Source organism: Streptococcus pseudoporcinus LQ 940-04 (assembly GCF_000188035.1).
Classification (GTDB): Bacteria; Bacillota; Bacilli; order Lactobacillales; family Streptococcaceae; genus Streptococcus; species Streptococcus pseudoporcinus.
Genome location: NZ_AEUY02000005.1, coordinates 324603 through 343328 on the forward strand (window position 1 = coordinate 324603; position 18726 = coordinate 343328).

An 18726-nucleotide genomic window follows, 5' to 3' on the forward strand; every position below is an offset into this window, starting at 1 on the left:
ATTTCTAGTACTTGCTAAAGGGTAAAACGTTTTCCCTCCTCAATTTTCTATAATTCTAACTTTTTCAAAAACAAAAAAAGTGAGTCATAGACTCACTCAAAATGATGCGGAGAGAGGGACTTGAACCCTCACGACCTAAAGCGGTCACAGGATCCTTAGTCCTGCGCGTCTGCCAATTCCGCCATCCCCGCTACTCATCAGCAACATCAATTATTATATCAGCTGGGAGCTTTTCTGTCAATCCTTACTTTTGATATTTTTTCAAAAAGTTTGTAATTTCCTTTTCATATTGCTTTTTATTAGTTTCATATGCCCGTGCATGTTTAGCACCCTTGGCAATGTATATTTCTTTTGGTCCTGCTGTCGCCTTATAATTACTATAAACCATAGATGTAGGCACAAAGTCATCTTTGTCCCCATGAATAAATAGAATTGGTAAGTGATTTTTTTTCAGTTGTTCTTGAGCACTTGCTTCTCCATAAGTAAAACCAGCCCTAATCTTTGAAATAGCAGAAACTTCATATAGGAGAGGAAATGCTGGGAGCTTATACATTTTTTTAGCTTGGAACTTTAATTCATCCCAAACACTGTTGTAGCCACAATCTTCAATAATATTGACAACTTGTTTTGGTAATTCCTCACCACTAGCCATCATCACTGTAGCAGCCCCCATAGATAAACCGAAGTAAGTAATTTGGCTTTTTGGATCTACCTTGACTAACTGCTTAGTCCACGCAATGAGATTATGGCGGTCATTCCAACCATATCCTATGATATGACCCTCACTTTCACCATGTGCTTCATTATCAGGAACTAAGACATTATAGCCTAAATCATGAAACAACATCGCATAGGGCTTCATCCCTGCTTTGCTACTTAAAAAGCCATGAACCACTATAGCTGTTTTCTGAGACGGTTTTTCTGCAGGTAGATACCAAGCAACTTGTTTTTTTCCTCTATTAGTTAAATAACGCCTTTCAACTTTTAGAGTATCAAAGACCTGCTCGCTGGCATACAAAGGATTTTCCTTACCACGTTTAGCTTTACTAATAAAGGATTTTTCCTCCCGAATTTGGGCAACATGGAAAAAATAGGAACTAGCTCCTACACTAATCATTGTTAATAGTAGGAGGATAATCATTAAATACTTTGATAATCGAATTACTTTCATACCAAATAGTTTACCTCATTTTAGTCAAAAAAGAAAGGGGCTAACTTTCTTTTTTAACATTTAGAGAAGTACACTACTTAGGATAGGAACAACTACAGTCACAATAACTCCCACAATGACTAGGGCAATGGACCCCATTGATTCTTCCACCTGTCCAAAATCTTTTGCTGCTGAAACACCAAGTGCATGCCCTGCTGTGCCTAAAGCTAGTCCACGCGCAATCGGATCATCAATTTTGAATAGCCTAATTAAGGGCTTCGCCAATGCATAAATAATAACACCATTTAAAATACAAGCTAATGATGTCAACTCTGCTGATCCCCCTATAGCTATTGAAGTCGGCATCGCAATGGCTGTCGTTGCCGCTTGAGGTAACATTGAAGCTGTAACAAGTCTACCTAATTGGAGAAGAGTTGAAATGACATAAATCCCATAGACAGCAACGATACTTCCCAAAGTGATACCCCCTAAAATTTGAACCCAATATTTTTTTAAAACATCTCTTTTACGGTAGAGGGGAATAGCAAAGCAGATTGTAGCAGGCTCAAGGAAGAAAGCAATGATCTGCCCACCTTTATTGTATTGGTCAAAGCTAATGCCAGTGGCTTTCAAAGTAGCAATTCCCAGAATCATGGCCACAAAGAGTGGGGCAAATAGGAAGAATCCTTTAGTCTTCTTAAACAATATCTGACCAATGAAAAATGTTCCTACTGATAATAGCACACCAAAGATTGGCGACACTTTTAATAACTGAATAAATGCTTCCATTTTCCCAACTCCTTTTCCTTATTTTGCAAATACCTTATTATCTGCCAAAACCTTACTCTGTCTTTCCTGTGTTTGTGTAAAAGTAGGGCTCTTTTTGAATACCGAACCTGTATTAAGTTGGAGGATTAGTTGGGTCATCCAGCCTGTTGCTACTAGTAAGATTAGGGTTGAAGCAAAGATCAAGATCATATCTAAAACAAAGTGAGCTTGCAATAAACCAAGTGACTTAATCACCGAGATACCTGCTGGAACAAAGAAGAGGCCGATATTATTAACCAAAGCATCTCCTACTGTTTCTACCTGTTCTAACTTGATAACATTAAAGTTTAGAGCCAAAAACATCAGGACCAGACCTATAACAGAAGCAGGCATCGGCATTGGAAGGAGACTTTCAATAAATTTGGAGATTAAAACGATTGTTCCAATTAATACACTTTGATAAATCACTGAATATGTTTTTTTCATGATATGACTCCTTTTCACTCTTGAACTAACTTGTTTGATTGTCTTTATTATAGACAAAAAAAGAGCCCTACGAGCTCTTTTAAGAATAGAAGGCTTCCACCTTGGTATGAAATACATCTGCGTCGGCTTAAGTTACAGACTAGAGACCTAGCTGTTGTTTAAAAGACTTAATATAAGAACGTGAAACTGGAACTTTCCCCCTATTAGACATGGTGACTTGATAGGTCTGATTAAACCAAGGCTGAATTTCTTTGATTTCTTCTTGATTAATAATGTAAGCACGATGAACCTTTAAAAAACGATCTGATGTCAAATTTTTTTCAAGAGCTGATAAACTCGTATGACTCGTATAAGATCCTTTTTTTGTATGAATTGTCGTTTCTTTTCCTTGAACCTCACAATAGATAATATCGGTGAATGGGAGCAAGTAAATGCGCTCGTCTGTTTCAATTGTTAAACGTTCAATCGTTTTATCCGTTTTAGCCTGAGTCAAATAATTAGTATTTTGAACTTCTAAGGCCGACTTTGCTTTCTCAATAGCTTTCTTGATTCGTGTTTCCTCAAAAGGTTTTAGAATATAATCCAATGCATTGACTTCAAAAGCCTCCACAGCATGATTATCATAAGCTGTCGCGAAAATAATAAGCGGTGCCTGAGGAACCTTACTTAAGCGTTTGGCCAAATCTAGGCCACTTTCATCCGTCAAATGAATATCTAAAAAAAGTAAATCTGGTTGGTCTGTCAGAATAATCTGAAAAGCATCTTCGATAGATTCCCCTTCAAAAATAGCCTCTACCTCTTGGGTCTGTTGCAGTAGATAAGACAGTTCCATGCGTGCTAATGGCTCATCATCAATAAGGGCAACTTTCATACTTTATCTCCTTCAATCCATTGCAATGGTAAATAAATGTCAAAACAAGAACCTTGTTCATTGGAGCTGATAACTAATTGTGAAGCATCACCATATAGATTAATAAGTCGACGGTTGAGATTTTCAAGCGCGGACCCTGTCCCTTGCGATGATGGGATAACTTCTTTTCCTAGCTTAGGAAGCAGATCCTTAGCAATCCCTTTCCCATTATCCTTAACTTGTAAGTGTAATGCTTGGTCATCAGTAGAAATCTTTATACCAACATGATTATCTTTTTTTCGTCCTGCAAAAGCATGCTTTAAGGCATTTTCAACGAGAATTTGAATAACAAATGGCGGAATAGCTGCTTGATGCAAACTTTCAGGGATTAGCATCTGAATGTCAAAACGATCTGGAAATCGGGCCTGTTCTATAGCGAGATAGGCCTTTAAGTGTTTTAATTCTTCCGCCACAGAAATAAGATTATGACGTGTGCTAGTGATGTTAGCACGGAAATAATTCCCCAACTGAAGAAGCAAGTGACGTGCCTTCTCCCCATCAATGCGCATCAAAGCAGATATGGTATTGATAGCATTGAAAAGAAAATGAGGGTTAACTTGAGCTTGCAAGGATTTAATTTCTGCATCCTTAAGCAAGCCTTGTTCTATAGCCATTTGTCCCAGTTCTAACTGTGAAGAGAAAATATTTCCTAAACCCTCAGCTAATTCTTCTTCAACGTAGGTGAGACGATCTGCATCAGTAAAGTAGAGTTTAAAGGTTCCCGCAACTTGCCCTCTCACATATAAGGGAACAACGATAGCGGCAGCCAAGGGACAGTCTGGCACATGACAACCTATTTCTGACTTATGCTTAGCTACATGGATCTGTCCTGTTTCAATAACCTCTTTAGATAAATCAGTAATAATTTTCTTAGCTGGGATATGGTGGTCACTAGCAGCACCCACATGAGCTAAAATAGAGGTTTTATTGGTGACACTTACGGCAGAAACCCGCATAAACTTTTTAATTTCTAAGGCTGCTTTTTGGGCTGATTCTGGGGTAAGTCCTTGACGAAAATAGGGTAAGGTTGTATTGGTCAAAGCTAAAACATCATGTGTTTGAATAGCTTTCATGCTCTCTTCTTGCCTCAATGTTCCAAGAATGATTGATAAGAAAAGACCTGTTCCTAAAGCATTAACAAAGACCATCGGAATAGCTATAATTTGAATTAATTCTACCGCTTGTGACTTGTCAGGTGAGAAAAGATAGATACAAAGCATCTGGATAACTTCCATTAGTGCGCCACACAAACTTCCTTGCCAGACAGCTGGATAGCTTTTTCTGCGTAAGCTCATACGCCCTAGTAAACCAGAAAAAATCCCAATTAAAACCGAAGAAACAAAGTATGTCTGAGGTGCATTTCCTCCCTGGAGCCAGCGAACACTTCCTGAGATCAAGCCAACAAAAAATCCGACAAAGGGACCGCCAATTAACCCCGACATCCCAATAGTTAAAGTCCTTGTATTAGCAATGGAAGTATGAGAGGACAGACTGACCAAGCCACCATTCCCAATATCATAAGGAGCATTAACAAGAACCCCGGTAAAATTACTAATGATGGCAAAAACGCTAAAGGTCATAATCAGGAGCCAACGTACCCGTAAAGAATCACGGTGATACATCATGCGCTTATAAAAAGGGCTAATCATTAACAGATTAGCCAGTAGAATGATCAGCCCAACTCTTTCAAGCAGGGGTAAAAATAGTGTAATCATAGCATAACCTCTTTGGGTTATTATAACACTGTTTTGAAATGACTTTCAAGTTTATAATGGTCTCTCCTTACTTGCTGTTTTCGACAGCTGCGGTAATAAAGGCTGTATAGAGTTCTTCAGCATGGTTTGGACGACTCTGAAGTTCTGGGTGATACTGGGCTGCTACAAAGAATTTTTTCTCTGGCAACTCGACAATCTCCATCAAGCGGTTATCTGGTGAAACACCTGAGAAAACAAAACCTGCTGCTTCAAACTCGGAACGGAATTTGGTGTTAAACTCATAACGGTGACGGTGACGTCGTTGAACAACTTCTTGGTTATGATAGGCAGCTGCAGCTTTTGAACCAGATTTCAACTTACATGGGTATAAACCTAAACGTAGGGTTCCACCCATATCCTCAATATTAACTTGATCACGCATAATATCAATGATTGGGTAAGGTGTTTCTGGATCAAGTTCGGCAGAATTAGCATTTTCTAAATGTAAAACATTTCGAGCATATTCAACACAAGTTAGTTGCATGCCTAAACAAATACCTAACATTGGAACGTCCTGTTCACGAGCATAACGAATAGCTTGAATTTTGCCTTCTGTACCACGTTGACCAAAGCCGCCAGGTACAATTATACCATCAGCATCTTCAAGTAAAGATGCTACATTATCAGCTGTTAGGTCGTTAGCATTTACCCATTTTAGATCAATAGCTGTATCATTTTCGTAACCTGAGTGCTTCAAAGCTTCAACAACAGATAGATAAGCATCCGGTAACTCAACGTATTTTCCAACAAGTGCAATCTTAGTTGTTTTTTTAAGATTCATAACCTTATTAACCATAGCAGTCCACTCAGTCATGTCTGCTTTTGGAACATCCAACTTCAAGTGATCACAAACAATTTGATCCATACCCTGAGCTTGTAAATTCAGGGGAATTTGATAGAGGTGTTCAACGTCACGTGATTCAATAACAGCTTCTGGTTCAACATCACAAAACTGTGCTAATTTATTTTTAATACCATCTTCTACTTCTTCTTCCGTACGAATGACAAGCATGTTAGGCTGGATACCTAAGCCGCGTAACTCTTTTACTGAGTGTTGTGTTGGTTTTGTTTTCATCTCGCCAGCAGCCTTGAGATAAGGTAACAAGGTCGTGTGGATATACATAACGTTATCAGAACCTACATCAGCTTTCATTTGACGAAGAGCTTCTAAGAATGGCAAACTTTCAATGTCACCAACTGTTCCACCAACTTCTGTGATAATAACATCGGAGTCGGTTGTTGTAGCTGCTCTTTTAATTTTTTCTTTTAAGGCATCTGTGATATGTGGGATAACTTGAACTGTTGCGCCTAGGTACTCGCCTTTTCGTTCTTTACGTAATACTTCACTGTATATTTTACCTGTTGTAACATTCGAATATTTATTTAAATTAATATCGATAAAACGTTCATAGTGTCCTAAATCAAGGTCCGTCTCAGCACCATCATCCGTTACATAAACTTCCCCATGTTGATATGGGCTCATTGTCCCTGGATCAATATTGATGTAAGGATCGAATTTCTGAATGGTTACTTTTAACCCGCGGTTCTTTAATAAACGTCCTAAACTTGCTGCCACAATCCCTTTACCAATTGATGAAACCACACCACCAGTTACAAAAATATACTTCGTCATTAATACTCCTTATAAAATTTTTTGAATCATGTTCATTTCCAAGGCCCTTGACAAGGGGAATAGCACTCTTAATTGAGAATGGTCAAAAGCCTGAATTTTTCATGATGAAAAAACAAAAATAGCCCCCTAATGATAGGGAGCCTTAATCGACCTCTTAAAGAGGTGCCCGAGTAATAATATAAACTATATCGTCATATTTGTCAAATAAAATCTCAATTTAATGAGAGCAAAAAGATAAACTGTCCTAAGCGACTAGAAGTTTACTCTTCTTCGTCGTCTTCCTCTTCATCGTCCTCTTCTTCATCAACCTCTTCATTGATTTCGACTTCTTCGATATCATCTTCTGGGATAATTTCATTTAATTCTGAATCATAAGATTCCACTTCTGATTTTTCATCATCTGGATCTTCTTCATCATATTCAACGTCTTCAGTTTCTTCTGTAAAGTCCTCATCTTCTGGGTCATCATCGCTATAATCAATCGCATCTTCATCACCATCCATAAAGGCATTAACACGTTTTTTCTTACGTTTTGGTGAACCATCTTCTTCATCTTCTAGCGTGATAATTTCTTCATCAATCTCATCAATGGCATACCATGAGCGTAGACCCCATTTGTTGTCCCCAAGCGGAATGAATGATCCGTCTGTATTTAAATCCGTGTAGAAAAATGGCAACGCATGACGAATATCGGCATCAGATTTTCCTAAAAAAGTTTGAATATCATTGACTAAATCACTAAAATACACTTCATTGTCGCGACCACGTTCTTCTAAAATAGCACGGGCTACTTCAATCATTGATAATTCACTTTTTTCTTGTCCCGCAAATATGTCTAATTTCAAGGCAATTCTCCTTATTTTATCATTCCTTACTATTCTACGCTAAATTTAGTCATTCGTCAAAGCTTTTATTGGTTATTTAAGGACTAGATTTAGTTAGATTGACTATGTGCTTAAAGATAGCATCCATATCTTTAAGCACATAGTCTGCTACCCTTTGATCAATCTGTAGACGTTTCTCTTCAAAAGCTATGACTTGCATACCGGCGGCTTTTGCTGCGATTATCCCAGATGGGGAATCTTCAATCACAATAGCCTTTTCTGCTTCTAACTCTAATTCTTTCAGAACATAATGATAAATGGCCGGATTTGGCTTACTTTCCTGAAAATCTTCTCCAGAGACAATGAGATCAAAGTCTTTCAGGATACCACAAGCTTCTAGCACTTTCTTAATATGCTTTTTAGAACTTGAAGAAGCGACAGCTAACTTCATTTGGTTTTCTTTTGCAAATAGGATAATTTTAAGAACATCCTTTCGGAATAAACCCTTAGCAGTTTCTGCTTTATATTTTTCTTCTGAAATCTTCTCTAAAGCAATCGATATATCTTGATCTGTAGCTTGAGTTTGACTCAAATGGCGAATACGCCTTAAGAGATCTTGGCCAGAGCGCCCTACCAGTTCTGAAAAATTCTCATGATTTAAAGAATGAGGTGCAACGGAAATTGACCTAATATAGTCACTTTGTAACTGAAAATCCAGATATTCTGTATCTACAATGACGCCATCCATGTCAAAAATGATAGCTTCTAACATATCTCATATCTCTCCTTTCAATTAAGAAAAAGCCTGAAATAAGTATTTCAGACTCTCTTGTCAATTACCTCTTTAGGTAGCTTTTATTTTACTTTAGCAGACTCAGTAATGACTTCAACTGCTTTTTTCATTGCGATATCATGCTTCAACATATCAGCAGAAAGAAGGGAGCGAACTTGTTCAACTGGCATATTGTATTCTGTTGCAAGCTCCTTGATTTCTTTTTCAATCTCTTCGTCTGTAGCTTCAAAACCTTCTGCTTTAGCAATAGCTTCAATAACAAGATTTGTTTTAACGCGTTTATCTGCTTCTGCTTCGTATTGCTTATGCAAATCGTCTTCAGATGTACCTGTTAATTGGAAGTACATTTCTGGAGAGATTCCTTGACGTTGCATATTGCCCATGAATTCGTTCATAGAACGGTGAACTTCGTCGTGAATCATTTCTTCTGGTAATTCAACAATTTCAGCATTGTCAACAGCTAACTCAATTGCTGCGCCTTCAACAGCGTCATCATAAGCGATTTCTTTAGCTACTTCAAGCTCTTTACGGTATTTTGCTTTTAATTCATCAAGTGTTTCAACTTCTTCATCAATATCTTTAGCTAATTCATCATCAAGTTCAGGAACTTCTTTAGCTTTCACTTCATGAATAGTTGTCACGAATTTTGCATCTTTACCTGCAAGATCTTCTGCTTGGTAATTTTCAGGGAAAGTAACATTTACATCTTTTGTTTCACCGGCTTTAGCACCAACCAATTGTTCTTCAAAGCCAGGAATAAATTGACCTGAACCAAGTTCAAGTGAGAAGTTGTCACCTTTTCCACCGTCAAACTCAACTCCGTCAACAGAGCCAACAAAGTCAATAACAACAGTATCACCTTCTACAGCAGCGTCTTCTTTAACAATAAGCTCTGCTAGGTTTTTGCGTTCACGTTCAATCTTTTCGTCTACTTCTTCATCTGTAACTTCTTTTGAAAGCTCAACTTCAACGGTTAAATCTTTATAATCACCAAGTTTTACTTCTGGTTTTGTAACAACCTCAGCAGAAATCTCCCAGTCTTGTCCTTTTTCCATTGAAACAACATCAATTTTAGGTTGTGCTACAACGTCTAAATCAAGTTCTGATAAGGCTTCTTGATAAGCACCTGGCAAGATGATATTTAAAGCATCTTCGTAAAGAACCTCTTCACCAAATTTTTTATTAAAAATAGGGCGAGGCACATGACCTTTACGAAAACCTGGTACATTTAAATCTTTTTTTATTTTATTAAAAGCCTGATCAAGAGCTGGTTTGATTTTTTCTTGATTAATTGTAAAAGTAATTACGCCACGGTTAGTAGCTTTGTTTTCAAATGATGTAGACATTAAGTCATTTCTCCTTAAAATAATTTAGATACTCTTCATTTTATCATAAATTAACGCTGTTTTAAAGTTTTTTTATATATGAAAGTAGAGCTATCCCCTTTTACTTCTACTTTTTAAAGCTAGACATTTTCATTTAACCTGATTTTTGATAAACTAACAACATGAGAAAGGATTGTCTATGACTTTTTTAATCAATTATATTAATCATCTTAATCTTGAAGGACTCTTATTTTCCTTAATTTCAAAATTGATATCATTAAGCCTGCTATTGCTCTTTTTTGCTCTCGCTAAACAATTAGCTAACTCTTTTTTAGAAAAAGCTATTTTTAAATCTTTAAGTCTATCTAGACAAAGCCAAGCTCGCAAACGGACCTTAACCAAATTAATGCATAACTTAATCAATTACCTCCTCTATTTTCTGCTACTATATTGGTGTCTCAGCCTCTTAAACATTCCTGTCTCCAGTTTACTTGCAGGGGCTGGAATTGCTGGGGTAGCAATTGGTTTAGGTGCTCAAGGCTTTCTATCAGATGTTGTCAATGGTTTCTTTATCCTATTTGAAAATCAATTTGAAGTAGGGGATACTGTTTCAATCGCTGGTATTGATGGTAATATTTCGAGTGTAGGGATTCGGACAACACAAGTGAGGGGATTTGATGGAACACTCCATTTCATCCCCAATCGCAATATAACAGTTGTGAGCAACAAATCTCGTGGCAATATGCGGGCATTAATTGAAATCCCCTTATATTCAACAACAGATTTAAATCAGGTGACCACAATTATTGAAGCTGTGAATCAAAAAGAATTAGTAAACTATCCGCAAATTGTTGATAAACCAACTATTTTAGGACCTCAGATTACTGCTAACGGTCAATTTTCATTTAAGGTGGCAATCTTCACAGAAAATGGGCAACAATACCTTATTTATCATACTTTTTATCAAAAATATCAAGCAGCTCTTCTAAAAGAAGGTATTATTTTACCAACCTCTAACACACTTCAAATACCTACCAAATAAAAACCTAATGAACAGTTAGGCTAGATTGATTCTTTTCTCAATTTTAGCGCTCCCTGTTCATCAGGTTTTTAATTTTTTCGAATGACATCTGTTTTGTAGAGTGCACGTGCCCCCCCAATCAATTTAGGTCTACTAGCTAAAGCTGTTACATGAGCTCCACCTAATTCCCTCCTGATTGGAACAATTGGAACTTGAACCCTTTTGACATGCATACCTATTGAGGTATCGCCGATATCAAGTCCAGCATGAGCTACAATAGCTTCAACTTCAACAGGACGGGACATGTATTTAAAAGCAGCCAACTGACCGCTACCCCCAGCATGAAGGCTAGGCAAAACATTTACAATTTCATAATCTTTAGCTTCAGCAAGACTCTCTTCAACAACCAGAGCACGATTCAAGTGTTCACATCCTTGGACGGCTAGATAAATTCCTCTAGCCGAGAGTTCATCTAATAGGGTTTTGACGATAACCTCTCCAATTTCAAGACTTGACTCCTTACCAATCAAGCCACCTTTAACCTCACTTGACGATAAGCCTAAAACAAAGACCTGCCCTGCTTTAATCTTACTTTTATCTAAAACATCATTCAATATTTCTAGGGTTTCCTTAGCCAATTCCTTATAATCAATCATCAGTAAGTCCCCTCCTAAGCTACTTTCCTAACTCTAGAAAAACTCAGATAAACCAGATAACCAACTAACATTCCCAAAAAGTTTTGACCAATATTGCCAATTATTCCTGCGGCAGCAGCTCCCAATCCATACATAGGGATAGTCGCTAGGAAATAGATACCAACCATCGCTAGCGATGCTAAGACAAGTCCTAAAATGCGACTTCGACCTGTTAGACCTGCAAAATAACCTTGAGAGCCATGGGCAATTAAGCTAAAGAACATCCAGTTGGGATAACCAGAAATTAAATCAATTAAAAAACCTGAGAGGGCGCCAACAATCATGCCTTCACGCTTTCCTAGATAAAAAGCCGTGAAATAAATACCCGCATCAAGCAACGTTAGAAAGCCTGATGGAGTAGCAATGCTAACGAATTTACCCAGTATAGTAGTTAGAGCTGTTAGGATGGATAATAGAACCATCATTTTAAGTTTCCTATTAGTCATAATTTTGTTTTACTCCATAATCATCTGCATGTTTAATAGCCTCATAAACAAAGCTCTTAGCCTTTTGAACGGCTTCGAGTGGACTTTGACCTTTCATCAAATAACTAGCAATACTAGAGGCAAAAGTACAGCCAGCACCGGTGTTATTTTGACTTAAAATAGGAAATTCTAAAATATGAAACTCTTCCCCGTCATAAAAAAGATCGAAAGCCATTTCTTGACTAAAACGGTTTCCGCCTTTGATCACTACATTTTCGGCCCCTAATTGATGCAACAGTTCAGCTACAGCTTTCATATCATTTAGAGTTTTTATAGGCCTTTGTGCCAATAGCTCAGCTTCTACCAAGTTTGGCGTAACGATAGTCGCATAAGGGAAGAATTTTAACATTTCTTCTCTTAAGGCAGAGACCTCTACATCATGGTTTTCCTTACAAACCAAGACCGGATCAAGAATAATTGGGATGTCAGAATGGGCTTTGACAAAGCTAAGAGCCAGCTCAGCAATGTTAGGATTTGGTAAAAGTCCTAGTTTAATGGCTGAAAAAGGAACTGCATCAAGACTTTGTAATTGTTTTTCAAATATAGTTTCTTCTGTTCCATAGACTTCAAACCCAGATTCCGTCATAGCAGTAAGACAGGTTACCGCTAAAAAACCATGAAGCTGATGATAGTTAAAGGTTGCTAAATCAGCATAGAGACCACCACCGCTAAAAATATCATTTCCAGAAATAGCTAAAATATAGTTAGTTTTCATATATAATCTCCTTTAAATAGAGTCCGTTCCCAGCTATTGTGGGACCTGCTAACTGCCTATTTTTTTGCTCAAGGATAATTCTGACCTGCTCAACTGGCATCCTTTGGTTTCCAATCTTCAATAGGGTACCAACCATATTGCGAACTTGCTTATAGAGGAAACCATTTCCAGTAAAGGTAAAAATGAGGAATTGCCGATGAGAATCAAAGTTACAATCCGCTTGATAGAGTGTGCGAACCTTATTTTCAACACTTGTTCCAGCTGCAGTAAATCCAGTAAAATCATGAGTTCCAACCAAATCTTTAATAGCTAGCTTGATCAATGAGAAGTCTAGTGGATAAGGGTAATGAGTGGCGTATTGGCGCATCATAGGATTTTTAGGGCGTCCGATATCAACGATAAATTCATAGGTTTTAAGGTGTTTCGAATACCTCGCGTGGAAATCATTAGAAACTTCTTCAACGCTTATGACATCAATATCTTCAGGTGTCTGGGTATCTAAGGCAAATCTTAATTTTTCAAGATCACGTCTTTCAGCTAAATCAAAATGGATAACTTGTCCATAAGCATGTACACCAGCATCAGTACGACCTGCACCTTGAATAGTTATAGTTTTTCCTTTATTTAAACGCATTAATGTTTTTTCAATCTCTTCTTGGATTGTTCTAGCATTAGTTTGACGTTGAAAACCAGAAAATTGGCTTCCATCGTAGGAAATAATAGCTTTATATCTTATCATGATACTATTCTAGCATTTTTTTTATCAATCAGATAATTTTATCCTTAATCTGTACCCATACAGTTTCACCTTGTTTTAGCAAGCCTTACTCTTGATAGGTATACTGACAAATACCATCAATTCTGATATAATTAGTGCTAATATTCAAGTACCAAAGGGGAAATATTGATGAAGGTCACAAAATTTGGCGGAAGTTCTCTAGCCAATGCAGAGCAATTAAAAAAAGTATTAAACATTGTAAAAACTGATGCCAACAGAAAATTTATTGTCGTCTCTGCACCCGGTAAAGAACATTCAGATGATCAAAAGCTAACAGATATCTTGATTGCCTATCATGACGCTTACGTTACTGGAGCTCCACTCAATGATATCCAAGACAGTATCATCAACCGTTTTAAAACGATTATTGAGTCATTAGAGCTCAGTCAGAAACTCCTTGATACTATTATAAATAATATCAAGGGATTAGCACACTTACCCATTGAAAACAATCCCTTCTTATATGATGCATTCTTAGCTAGTGGTGAAGATAATAATGCCAAACTAATTGCTGAGTATTTTCGTAATAATGGTATAAAAGCAAGGTACCTTAACCCAGGAGTCGCTGGTTTAATGGTTTCTAGCGAACCCCAAAATGCTCGTATCCTTCCAGCAAGCTATGATAAGATGGAAAAACTAAAAGAGTATGATGGTATCTTAGTTATCCCTGGTTTTTTTGGAATTACCAAAGATGGCCAAATTTGTACCTTTTCACGGGGCGGATCAGATATTACCGGTTCCTTAATTGCTGCAGCCATTAGCGCAGACCTCTATGAGAACTTTACAGATGTTGATGGTATATTTGCTGCACACCCAGGAGTTGTCAAAAAACCTCACTCCATCAAAAAATTGACCTATAAGGAAATGCGAGAGCTCGCCTATGCAGGATTTACCGTTCTCCATGACGAAGCCCTAATACCAGCTTACAGAGGACGAGTTCCACTTGTTATTAAGAATACCAACAACCCAGACCACCCCGGAACAAAAATTGTTCTTGATCGCAGCACCGACAAAAATCCAGTAGTGGGCATTTCAGGTGATGACCGATTTATCAGTATTAACATGTCCAAATATCTCATGAATAGAGAAGTCGGTTTTGGTCGCAAAGTCTTGCAAATTCTAGAAGACTTGCATATCCGGTGGGAGCACATGCCAACTGGCATTGATGACCTCTCTATCGTCATCCGAGAAAGGGAAATGACCCCAATCAAGGAAAAAGAAATTTTAACCTATTTAACTCATAATTTAGAAGTTGACGAGGTATCTGTGACCAAAAACCTTTCTATCATCATGATTGTAGGTGAAAACATGAAGAGTCATGTCGGTGTAACTGCCGCGGCAACTAAAGCACTATCAGAAAATAAAATCAATATCACCATGATTTCTCAGGGATCAAGTGAGGTTTCTGTTATGTTTGTAGTTGACTCTAAAGATGAAAAAAAGGCTATCAAAGCTCTCTATCAGGCCTTTTTTAACTAAAACACATAATAAAAAGAACATGGGTATCATAGAAAAGCACCCATGTTCTTTTGTTTTTTATTTCATAATGCACCCTAGAGGAGTCGAACCTCTAACCGCCTGATTCGTAGTCAGGTACTCTATCCAGTTGAGCTAAGGGTGCTATACTTTACCTCTTAAAAACAGTATCCACTTTTTTGATAACTTTAAACCAAAAAAGATAGGAATTTCCTATCTCTAAAGACTCCGCCAGTAGGACTCGAACCTACGACATCATGATTAACAGTCATGCGCTACTACCAACTGAGCTATGGCGGATCAAGGCTAAGCGACTTCCTTATCTAACAGGGGGCAACCCCCAACTACTTCAGGCGTTCTAGGGCTTAACTGCTGTGTTCGGCATGGGTACAGGTGTATCTCCTAGGCTATCGTCACTTAACTTATGAATGAATTGTAGTCGAACTAAAATCTTAGTCAAAAAGATAAACTTCCTTGTGCAAGCACACAGCGTCACTTTCCTATTTTCATACAGATTTTTTTACGTTCTCATTACTTCATTTAGTCCACTCAAAATTGAATAACTATATCTTACCAAGAACTCTACCTCATTGTCAATAAACTTTTTTATCTTTGGATAAGTCCTCGAGCTATTAGTATTAGTCCGCTTCATAGCTCACACTACTTCCACTTCTAACCTATCTACCTGATCATCTCTCAGGGCTCTTACTGATATCTAATCATGGGAAATCTCATCTTGAGGGGGGCTTCGCACTTAGATGCTTTCAGCGCTTATCCCTTCCCTACATAGCTACCCAGCGATGCCTTTGGCAAGACAACTGGTACACCAGCGGTAAGTCCACTCTGGTCCTCTCGTACTAGGAGCAGATCCTCTCAAATTTCCTACGCCCGCGACGGATAGGGACCGAACTGTCTCACGACGTTCTGAACCCAGCTCGCGTGCCGCTTTAATGGGCGAACAGCCCAACCCTTGGGACCGACTACAGCCCCAGGATGCGACGAGCCGACATCGAGGTGCCAAACCTCCCCGTCGATGTGAACTCTTGGGGGAGATAAGCCTGTTATCCCCAGGGTAGCTTTTATCCGTTGAGCGATGGCCCTTCCATGCGGAACCACCGGATCACTAAGCCCGACTTTCGTCCCTGCTCGAGTTGTTGCTCTCGCAGTCAAGCTCCCTTATACCTTTACACTCTGCGATTGATTTCCAACCAATCTGAGGGAACCTTTGGGCGCCTCCGTTACCTTTTAGGAGGCGACCGCCCCAGTCAAACTGCCCGTCAGACACTGTCTCCGATAGGGATTTCCTATCTGGGTTAGAGTAGCCATAACACAAGGGTAGTATCCCAACAGCGCCTCTAACGAAACTGGCGTCCCGTTCTCTATGGCTCCTACCTATCCTGTACATGTGGTACAGATACTCAATATCAAACTGCAGTAAAGCTCCATGGGGTCTTTCCGTCCTGTCGCGGGTAACCTGCATCTTCACAGGTACTAAAATTTCACCGAGTCTCTCGTTGAGACAGTGCCCAAATCATTACGCCTTTCGTGCGGGTCGGAACTTACCCGACAAGGAATTTCGCTACCTTAGGACCGTTATAGTTACGGCCGCCGTTTACTGGGGCTTCAATTCAGATCTTCGCTTGCGCTAAACCCTCCTCTTAACCTTCCAGCACCGGGCAGGCGTCACCCCCTATACATCATCTTACGATTTAGCAGAGAGCTGTGTTTTTGATAAACAGTTGCTTGGGCCTATTCACTGCGGCTGTCATCGCTGACAGCACCCCTTCTCCCTAAGTTACGGGGTCATTTTGCCGAGTTCCTTAACGAGAGTTCTCTCGATCACCTGAGGCTACTCGCCTCGACTACCTGTGTCGGTTTGCGGTACGGGTAGAGTATGATACTACGCTAGAAGATTTTCTTGGCAGTGTGACATCACTAACTTCGCTACTAAACTTCGCTCCCCATCACAGCTCAATGTTAGAGATATAAGCATTTGACTCATATCACACCTCACTGCTTAGACGGGCTCTTCCAATCGCCCGCTTTAGTTAGCCTACTGCGTCCCTCCATCACTTCATACTCTAGTACAGGAATATCAACCTGTTGCCCATCGAATACACCTTTCGGTCTCTCCTTAGGTCCCGACTAACCCAGGGCGGACGAGCCTTCCCCTGGAAACCTTAGTCTTACGGTGGACAGGATTCTCACCTGTCTTGCGCTACTCATACCGGCATTCTCACTTCTATGCGTTCCAGCACTCCTCACGGTATACCTTCTTCACACATAGAACGCTCTCCTACCATTACTATTACTAGTAATCCACAGCTTCGGTAAATTGTTTTAGCCCCGGTACATTTTCGGCGCAGGGTCACTCGACTAGTGAGCTATTACGCACTCTTTGAATGAATAGCTGCTTCTAAGCTAACATCCTAGTTGTCTGTGCAACCCCACATCCTTTTCCACTTAACAATTATTTGGGGACCTTAGCTGGTGGTCTGGGCTGTTTCCCTTTCGACTACGGATCTTAGCACTCGCAGTCTGACTGCCGATTATATCTACTTGGCATTCGGAGTTTATCTGAGATTGGTAATCCGGGATGGACCCCTCACCCAAACAGTGCTCTACCTCCAAGAGACTTAACATCGACGCTAGCCCTAAAGCTATTTCGGAGAGAACCAGCTATCTCCAAGTTCGTTTGGAATTTCTCCGCTACCCACAAGTCATCCAAGCACTTTTCAACGTGCCCTGGTTCGGTCCTCCAGTGCGTTTTACCGCACCTTCAACCTGCTCATGGGTAGGTCACATGGTTTCGGGTCTACATCATGATACTAAAGCGCCCTTTTAAGACTCGGTTTCCCTACGGCTCCGTCTCTTCAACTTAACCTCGCATCATAACGTAACTCGCCGGTTCATTCTACAAAAGGCACGCTCTCACCCATTAACGGGCTCGAACTTGTTGTAGGCACACGGTTTCAGGTTCTATTTCACTCCCCTCCCGGGGTGCTTTTCACCTTTCCCTCACGGTACTGGTTCACTATCGGTCACTAGAGAGTATTTAGGGTTGGGAGATGGTCCTCCCAGATTCCGACGAGATTTCGCGTGTCTCGCCGTACTCAGGATTCTGCTAGGGCTTAATTCAATTTTAAATACGAGGCTGTTACTCTCTTTGGCTTACCTTCCCAGGTAATTCTTCTATTAAATTTAAGTCCCACATCGCAGTCCTACAACCCCGAGGAGTAAACTCCTCGGTTTGCCCTCCTGCCGTTTCGCTCGCCGCTACTAAGGCAATCGCGTTTGCTTTCTCTTCCTGCAGCTACTTAGATGTTTCAGTTCACTGCGTCTTCCTTCTCACAACCTTTACAGTCATGGATACTAACCATTAGTTAGTGGGTTCCCCCATTCGGACATCTCTGGATCAGCGCTTACTTACAGCTCCCCAAAGCATTTCGTCGTTAGTCACGTCCTTCTTCGGCTTCTAGTGCCAAGGCATCCACCGTGCGCCCTTATTAACTTAACCTTATTTCCAGTCTTGCGACCTTCTTGATTTTTTTAATATGTTCGCGTTTATCTTTTTTCGGTTTATTTCTTGTTACTTTTCTACAATCATTTTCATGATCGTGGAATTTGATATAGTTATTCAATTTTCAATGGACTATACTAGGATACAAAGCAACGGTCGCTTTAGCGAAACTTCTGTAGAAAATTAGGAATCTGACACAGTGTGCTTGCACACAAGGAAGATTATCTATTTTCCTAGGAAGTTAGTTGCGTGTTCAACTTCACTTATTATTAAGTTTAGGTGGACTTATATCCTATGGAGCCTAGCGGGATCGAACCGCTGACCTCCTGCGTGCAAAGCAGGCGCTCTCCCAGCTGAGCTAAGGCCCCGACTAATAAACTGGTTTTGCATTAT

At 39.5% G+C, this 18726-nt stretch carries 15 protein-coding genes, 4 tRNA genes and 2 rRNA genes; 2 read left to right on the plus strand and 19 right to left on the minus strand.

The genetic code is table 11. The features are described 5' to 3' along the window. Nucleotides 1-105: 105 nt before the first annotated feature. The 10 genes from STRPS_RS02900 to tig all read right to left on the minus strand — a co-directional run bounded on the left by STRPS_RS02900 (nucleotide 106) and on the right by tig (nucleotide 9664). Nucleotides 106-191, minus strand: a tRNA-Leu gene (locus tag STRPS_RS02900). Between the two features lie 53 nt (nucleotides 192-244). After that, complete coding sequence (locus STRPS_RS02905) at nucleotides 245-1171, minus strand: alpha/beta hydrolase (RefSeq protein WP_007893685.1); 927 nt, start codon at nucleotides 1169-1171, stop codon at nucleotides 245-247. A gap of 60 nt (nucleotides 1172-1231) precedes the next feature. Beyond that, nucleotides 1232-1939 (minus strand): antiholin-like protein LrgB, encoded by a 708-nt coding sequence (gene lrgB / locus STRPS_RS02910; RefSeq protein ID WP_007893590.1) that lies wholly within the window; start codon nucleotides 1937-1939, stop codon nucleotides 1232-1234. Nucleotides 1940-1957: 18 nt separating this feature from the next. Continuing rightward, on the minus strand, nucleotides 1958-2404 hold the full coding sequence (gene lrgA, locus STRPS_RS02915; RefSeq protein ID WP_007893680.1) for an antiholin-like murein hydrolase modulator LrgA: 447 nt from the start codon (nucleotides 2402-2404) through the stop codon (nucleotides 1958-1960). A 139-nt stretch (nucleotides 2405-2543) separates the two neighbouring features. Continuing rightward, complete coding sequence (locus STRPS_RS02920) at nucleotides 2544-3275, minus strand: LytR/AlgR family response regulator transcription factor (protein WP_007893658.1); 732 nt, start codon at nucleotides 3273-3275, stop codon at nucleotides 2544-2546. Next, complete coding sequence (locus STRPS_RS02925) at nucleotides 3272-5029, minus strand: sensor histidine kinase (RefSeq protein WP_007893578.1); 1758 nt, start codon at nucleotides 5027-5029, stop codon at nucleotides 3272-3274. The genes STRPS_RS02920 and STRPS_RS02925 overlap by 4 nt, the downstream gene beginning before the upstream one ends. Before the next feature lie 67 nt (nucleotides 5030-5096). Continuing rightward, a complete protein-coding gene (locus tag STRPS_RS02930; RefSeq protein ID WP_007893631.1) occupies nucleotides 5097-6701 on the minus strand; it encodes a CTP synthase in 1605 nt (534 codons plus the stop codon). A 260-nt stretch (nucleotides 6702-6961) separates the two neighbouring features. Beyond that, nucleotides 6962-7546, minus strand: a complete 585-nt coding sequence (rpoE, locus tag STRPS_RS02935; protein WP_007893665.1) for a DNA-directed RNA polymerase subunit delta — start codon at nucleotides 7544-7546, stop codon at nucleotides 6962-6964. Between the two features lie 76 nt (nucleotides 7547-7622). Then, the gene (locus STRPS_RS02940) at nucleotides 7623-8297 is read right to left on the minus strand and encodes an HAD family hydrolase (protein WP_007893646.1); all 675 of its coding nucleotides are present in this window, start codon (nucleotides 8295-8297) and stop codon (nucleotides 7623-7625) included. An 83-nt stretch (nucleotides 8298-8380) separates the two neighbouring features. After that, the gene (gene tig, locus STRPS_RS02945; RefSeq protein ID WP_007893641.1) at nucleotides 8381-9664 is read right to left on the minus strand and encodes a trigger factor; all 1284 of its coding nucleotides are present in this window, start codon (nucleotides 9662-9664) and stop codon (nucleotides 8381-8383) included. 178 nt (nucleotides 9665-9842) lie between these two features. Here tig and STRPS_RS02950 point away from each other — a divergent pair, with 178 nt between their 5' ends. Continuing rightward, on the plus strand, nucleotides 9843-10685 hold the full coding sequence (locus tag STRPS_RS02950; protein WP_007893595.1) for a mechanosensitive ion channel family protein: 843 nt from the start codon (nucleotides 9843-9845) through the stop codon (nucleotides 10683-10685). 68 nt (nucleotides 10686-10753) lie between these two features. On the opposite strand, the gene STRPS_RS02955 is transcribed toward STRPS_RS02950, so the two are convergent. From STRPS_RS02955 to truA, 4 genes are read right to left on the minus strand one after another with little or no spacing between them, the layout of a single operon-like run. Continuing rightward, nucleotides 10754-11320, minus strand: coding sequence for a TIGR01440 family protein (locus STRPS_RS02955; RefSeq protein ID WP_007893660.1), 567 nt, complete (start codon nucleotides 11318-11320; stop codon nucleotides 10754-10756). 14 nt (nucleotides 11321-11334) lie between these two features. Then, entirely contained in the window at nucleotides 11335-11805 is a 471-nt protein-coding gene (locus STRPS_RS02960; RefSeq protein WP_007893656.1) for an ECF transporter S component, read from the minus strand. After that, complete coding sequence (locus tag STRPS_RS02965; RefSeq protein ID WP_007893581.1) at nucleotides 11798-12559, minus strand: bifunctional hydroxymethylpyrimidine kinase/phosphomethylpyrimidine kinase; 762 nt, start codon at nucleotides 12557-12559, stop codon at nucleotides 11798-11800. Before STRPS_RS02965 ends, STRPS_RS02960 begins: the two co-directional genes overlap by 8 nt. After that, the gene (truA, locus tag STRPS_RS02970; RefSeq protein ID WP_007893597.1) at nucleotides 12549-13298 is read right to left on the minus strand and encodes a tRNA pseudouridine(38-40) synthase TruA; all 750 of its coding nucleotides are present in this window, start codon (nucleotides 13296-13298) and stop codon (nucleotides 12549-12551) included. Before truA ends, STRPS_RS02965 begins: the two co-directional genes overlap by 11 nt. A gap of 168 nt (nucleotides 13299-13466) precedes the next feature. Here truA and STRPS_RS02975 point away from each other — a divergent pair, with 168 nt between their 5' ends. Continuing rightward, on the plus strand, nucleotides 13467-14816 hold the full coding sequence (locus tag STRPS_RS02975; protein ID WP_007896272.1) for an aspartate kinase: 1350 nt from the start codon (nucleotides 13467-13469) through the stop codon (nucleotides 14814-14816). Between the two features lie 68 nt (nucleotides 14817-14884). On the opposite strand, the gene STRPS_RS02980 is transcribed toward STRPS_RS02975, so the two are convergent. The 5 genes from STRPS_RS02980 to STRPS_RS03000 form a co-directional block, all read right to left on the minus strand. Further along, nucleotides 14885-14958: transfer RNA gene (locus tag STRPS_RS02980), tRNA-Arg, on the minus strand. A gap of 81 nt (nucleotides 14959-15039) precedes the next feature. After that, nucleotides 15040-15113 (minus strand) — tRNA-Asn (locus STRPS_RS02985). A gap of 5 nt (nucleotides 15114-15118) precedes the next feature. Then, nucleotides 15119-15234, minus strand: a 5S ribosomal RNA gene (gene rrf, locus STRPS_RS02990). 191 nt (nucleotides 15235-15425) lie between these two features. Continuing rightward, nucleotides 15426-18330, minus strand: a 23S ribosomal RNA gene (locus tag STRPS_RS02995). A 298-nt stretch (nucleotides 18331-18628) separates the two neighbouring features. After that, nucleotides 18629-18701 (minus strand) — tRNA-Ala (locus STRPS_RS03000). Nucleotides 18702-18726 lie beyond the last annotated feature (25 nt).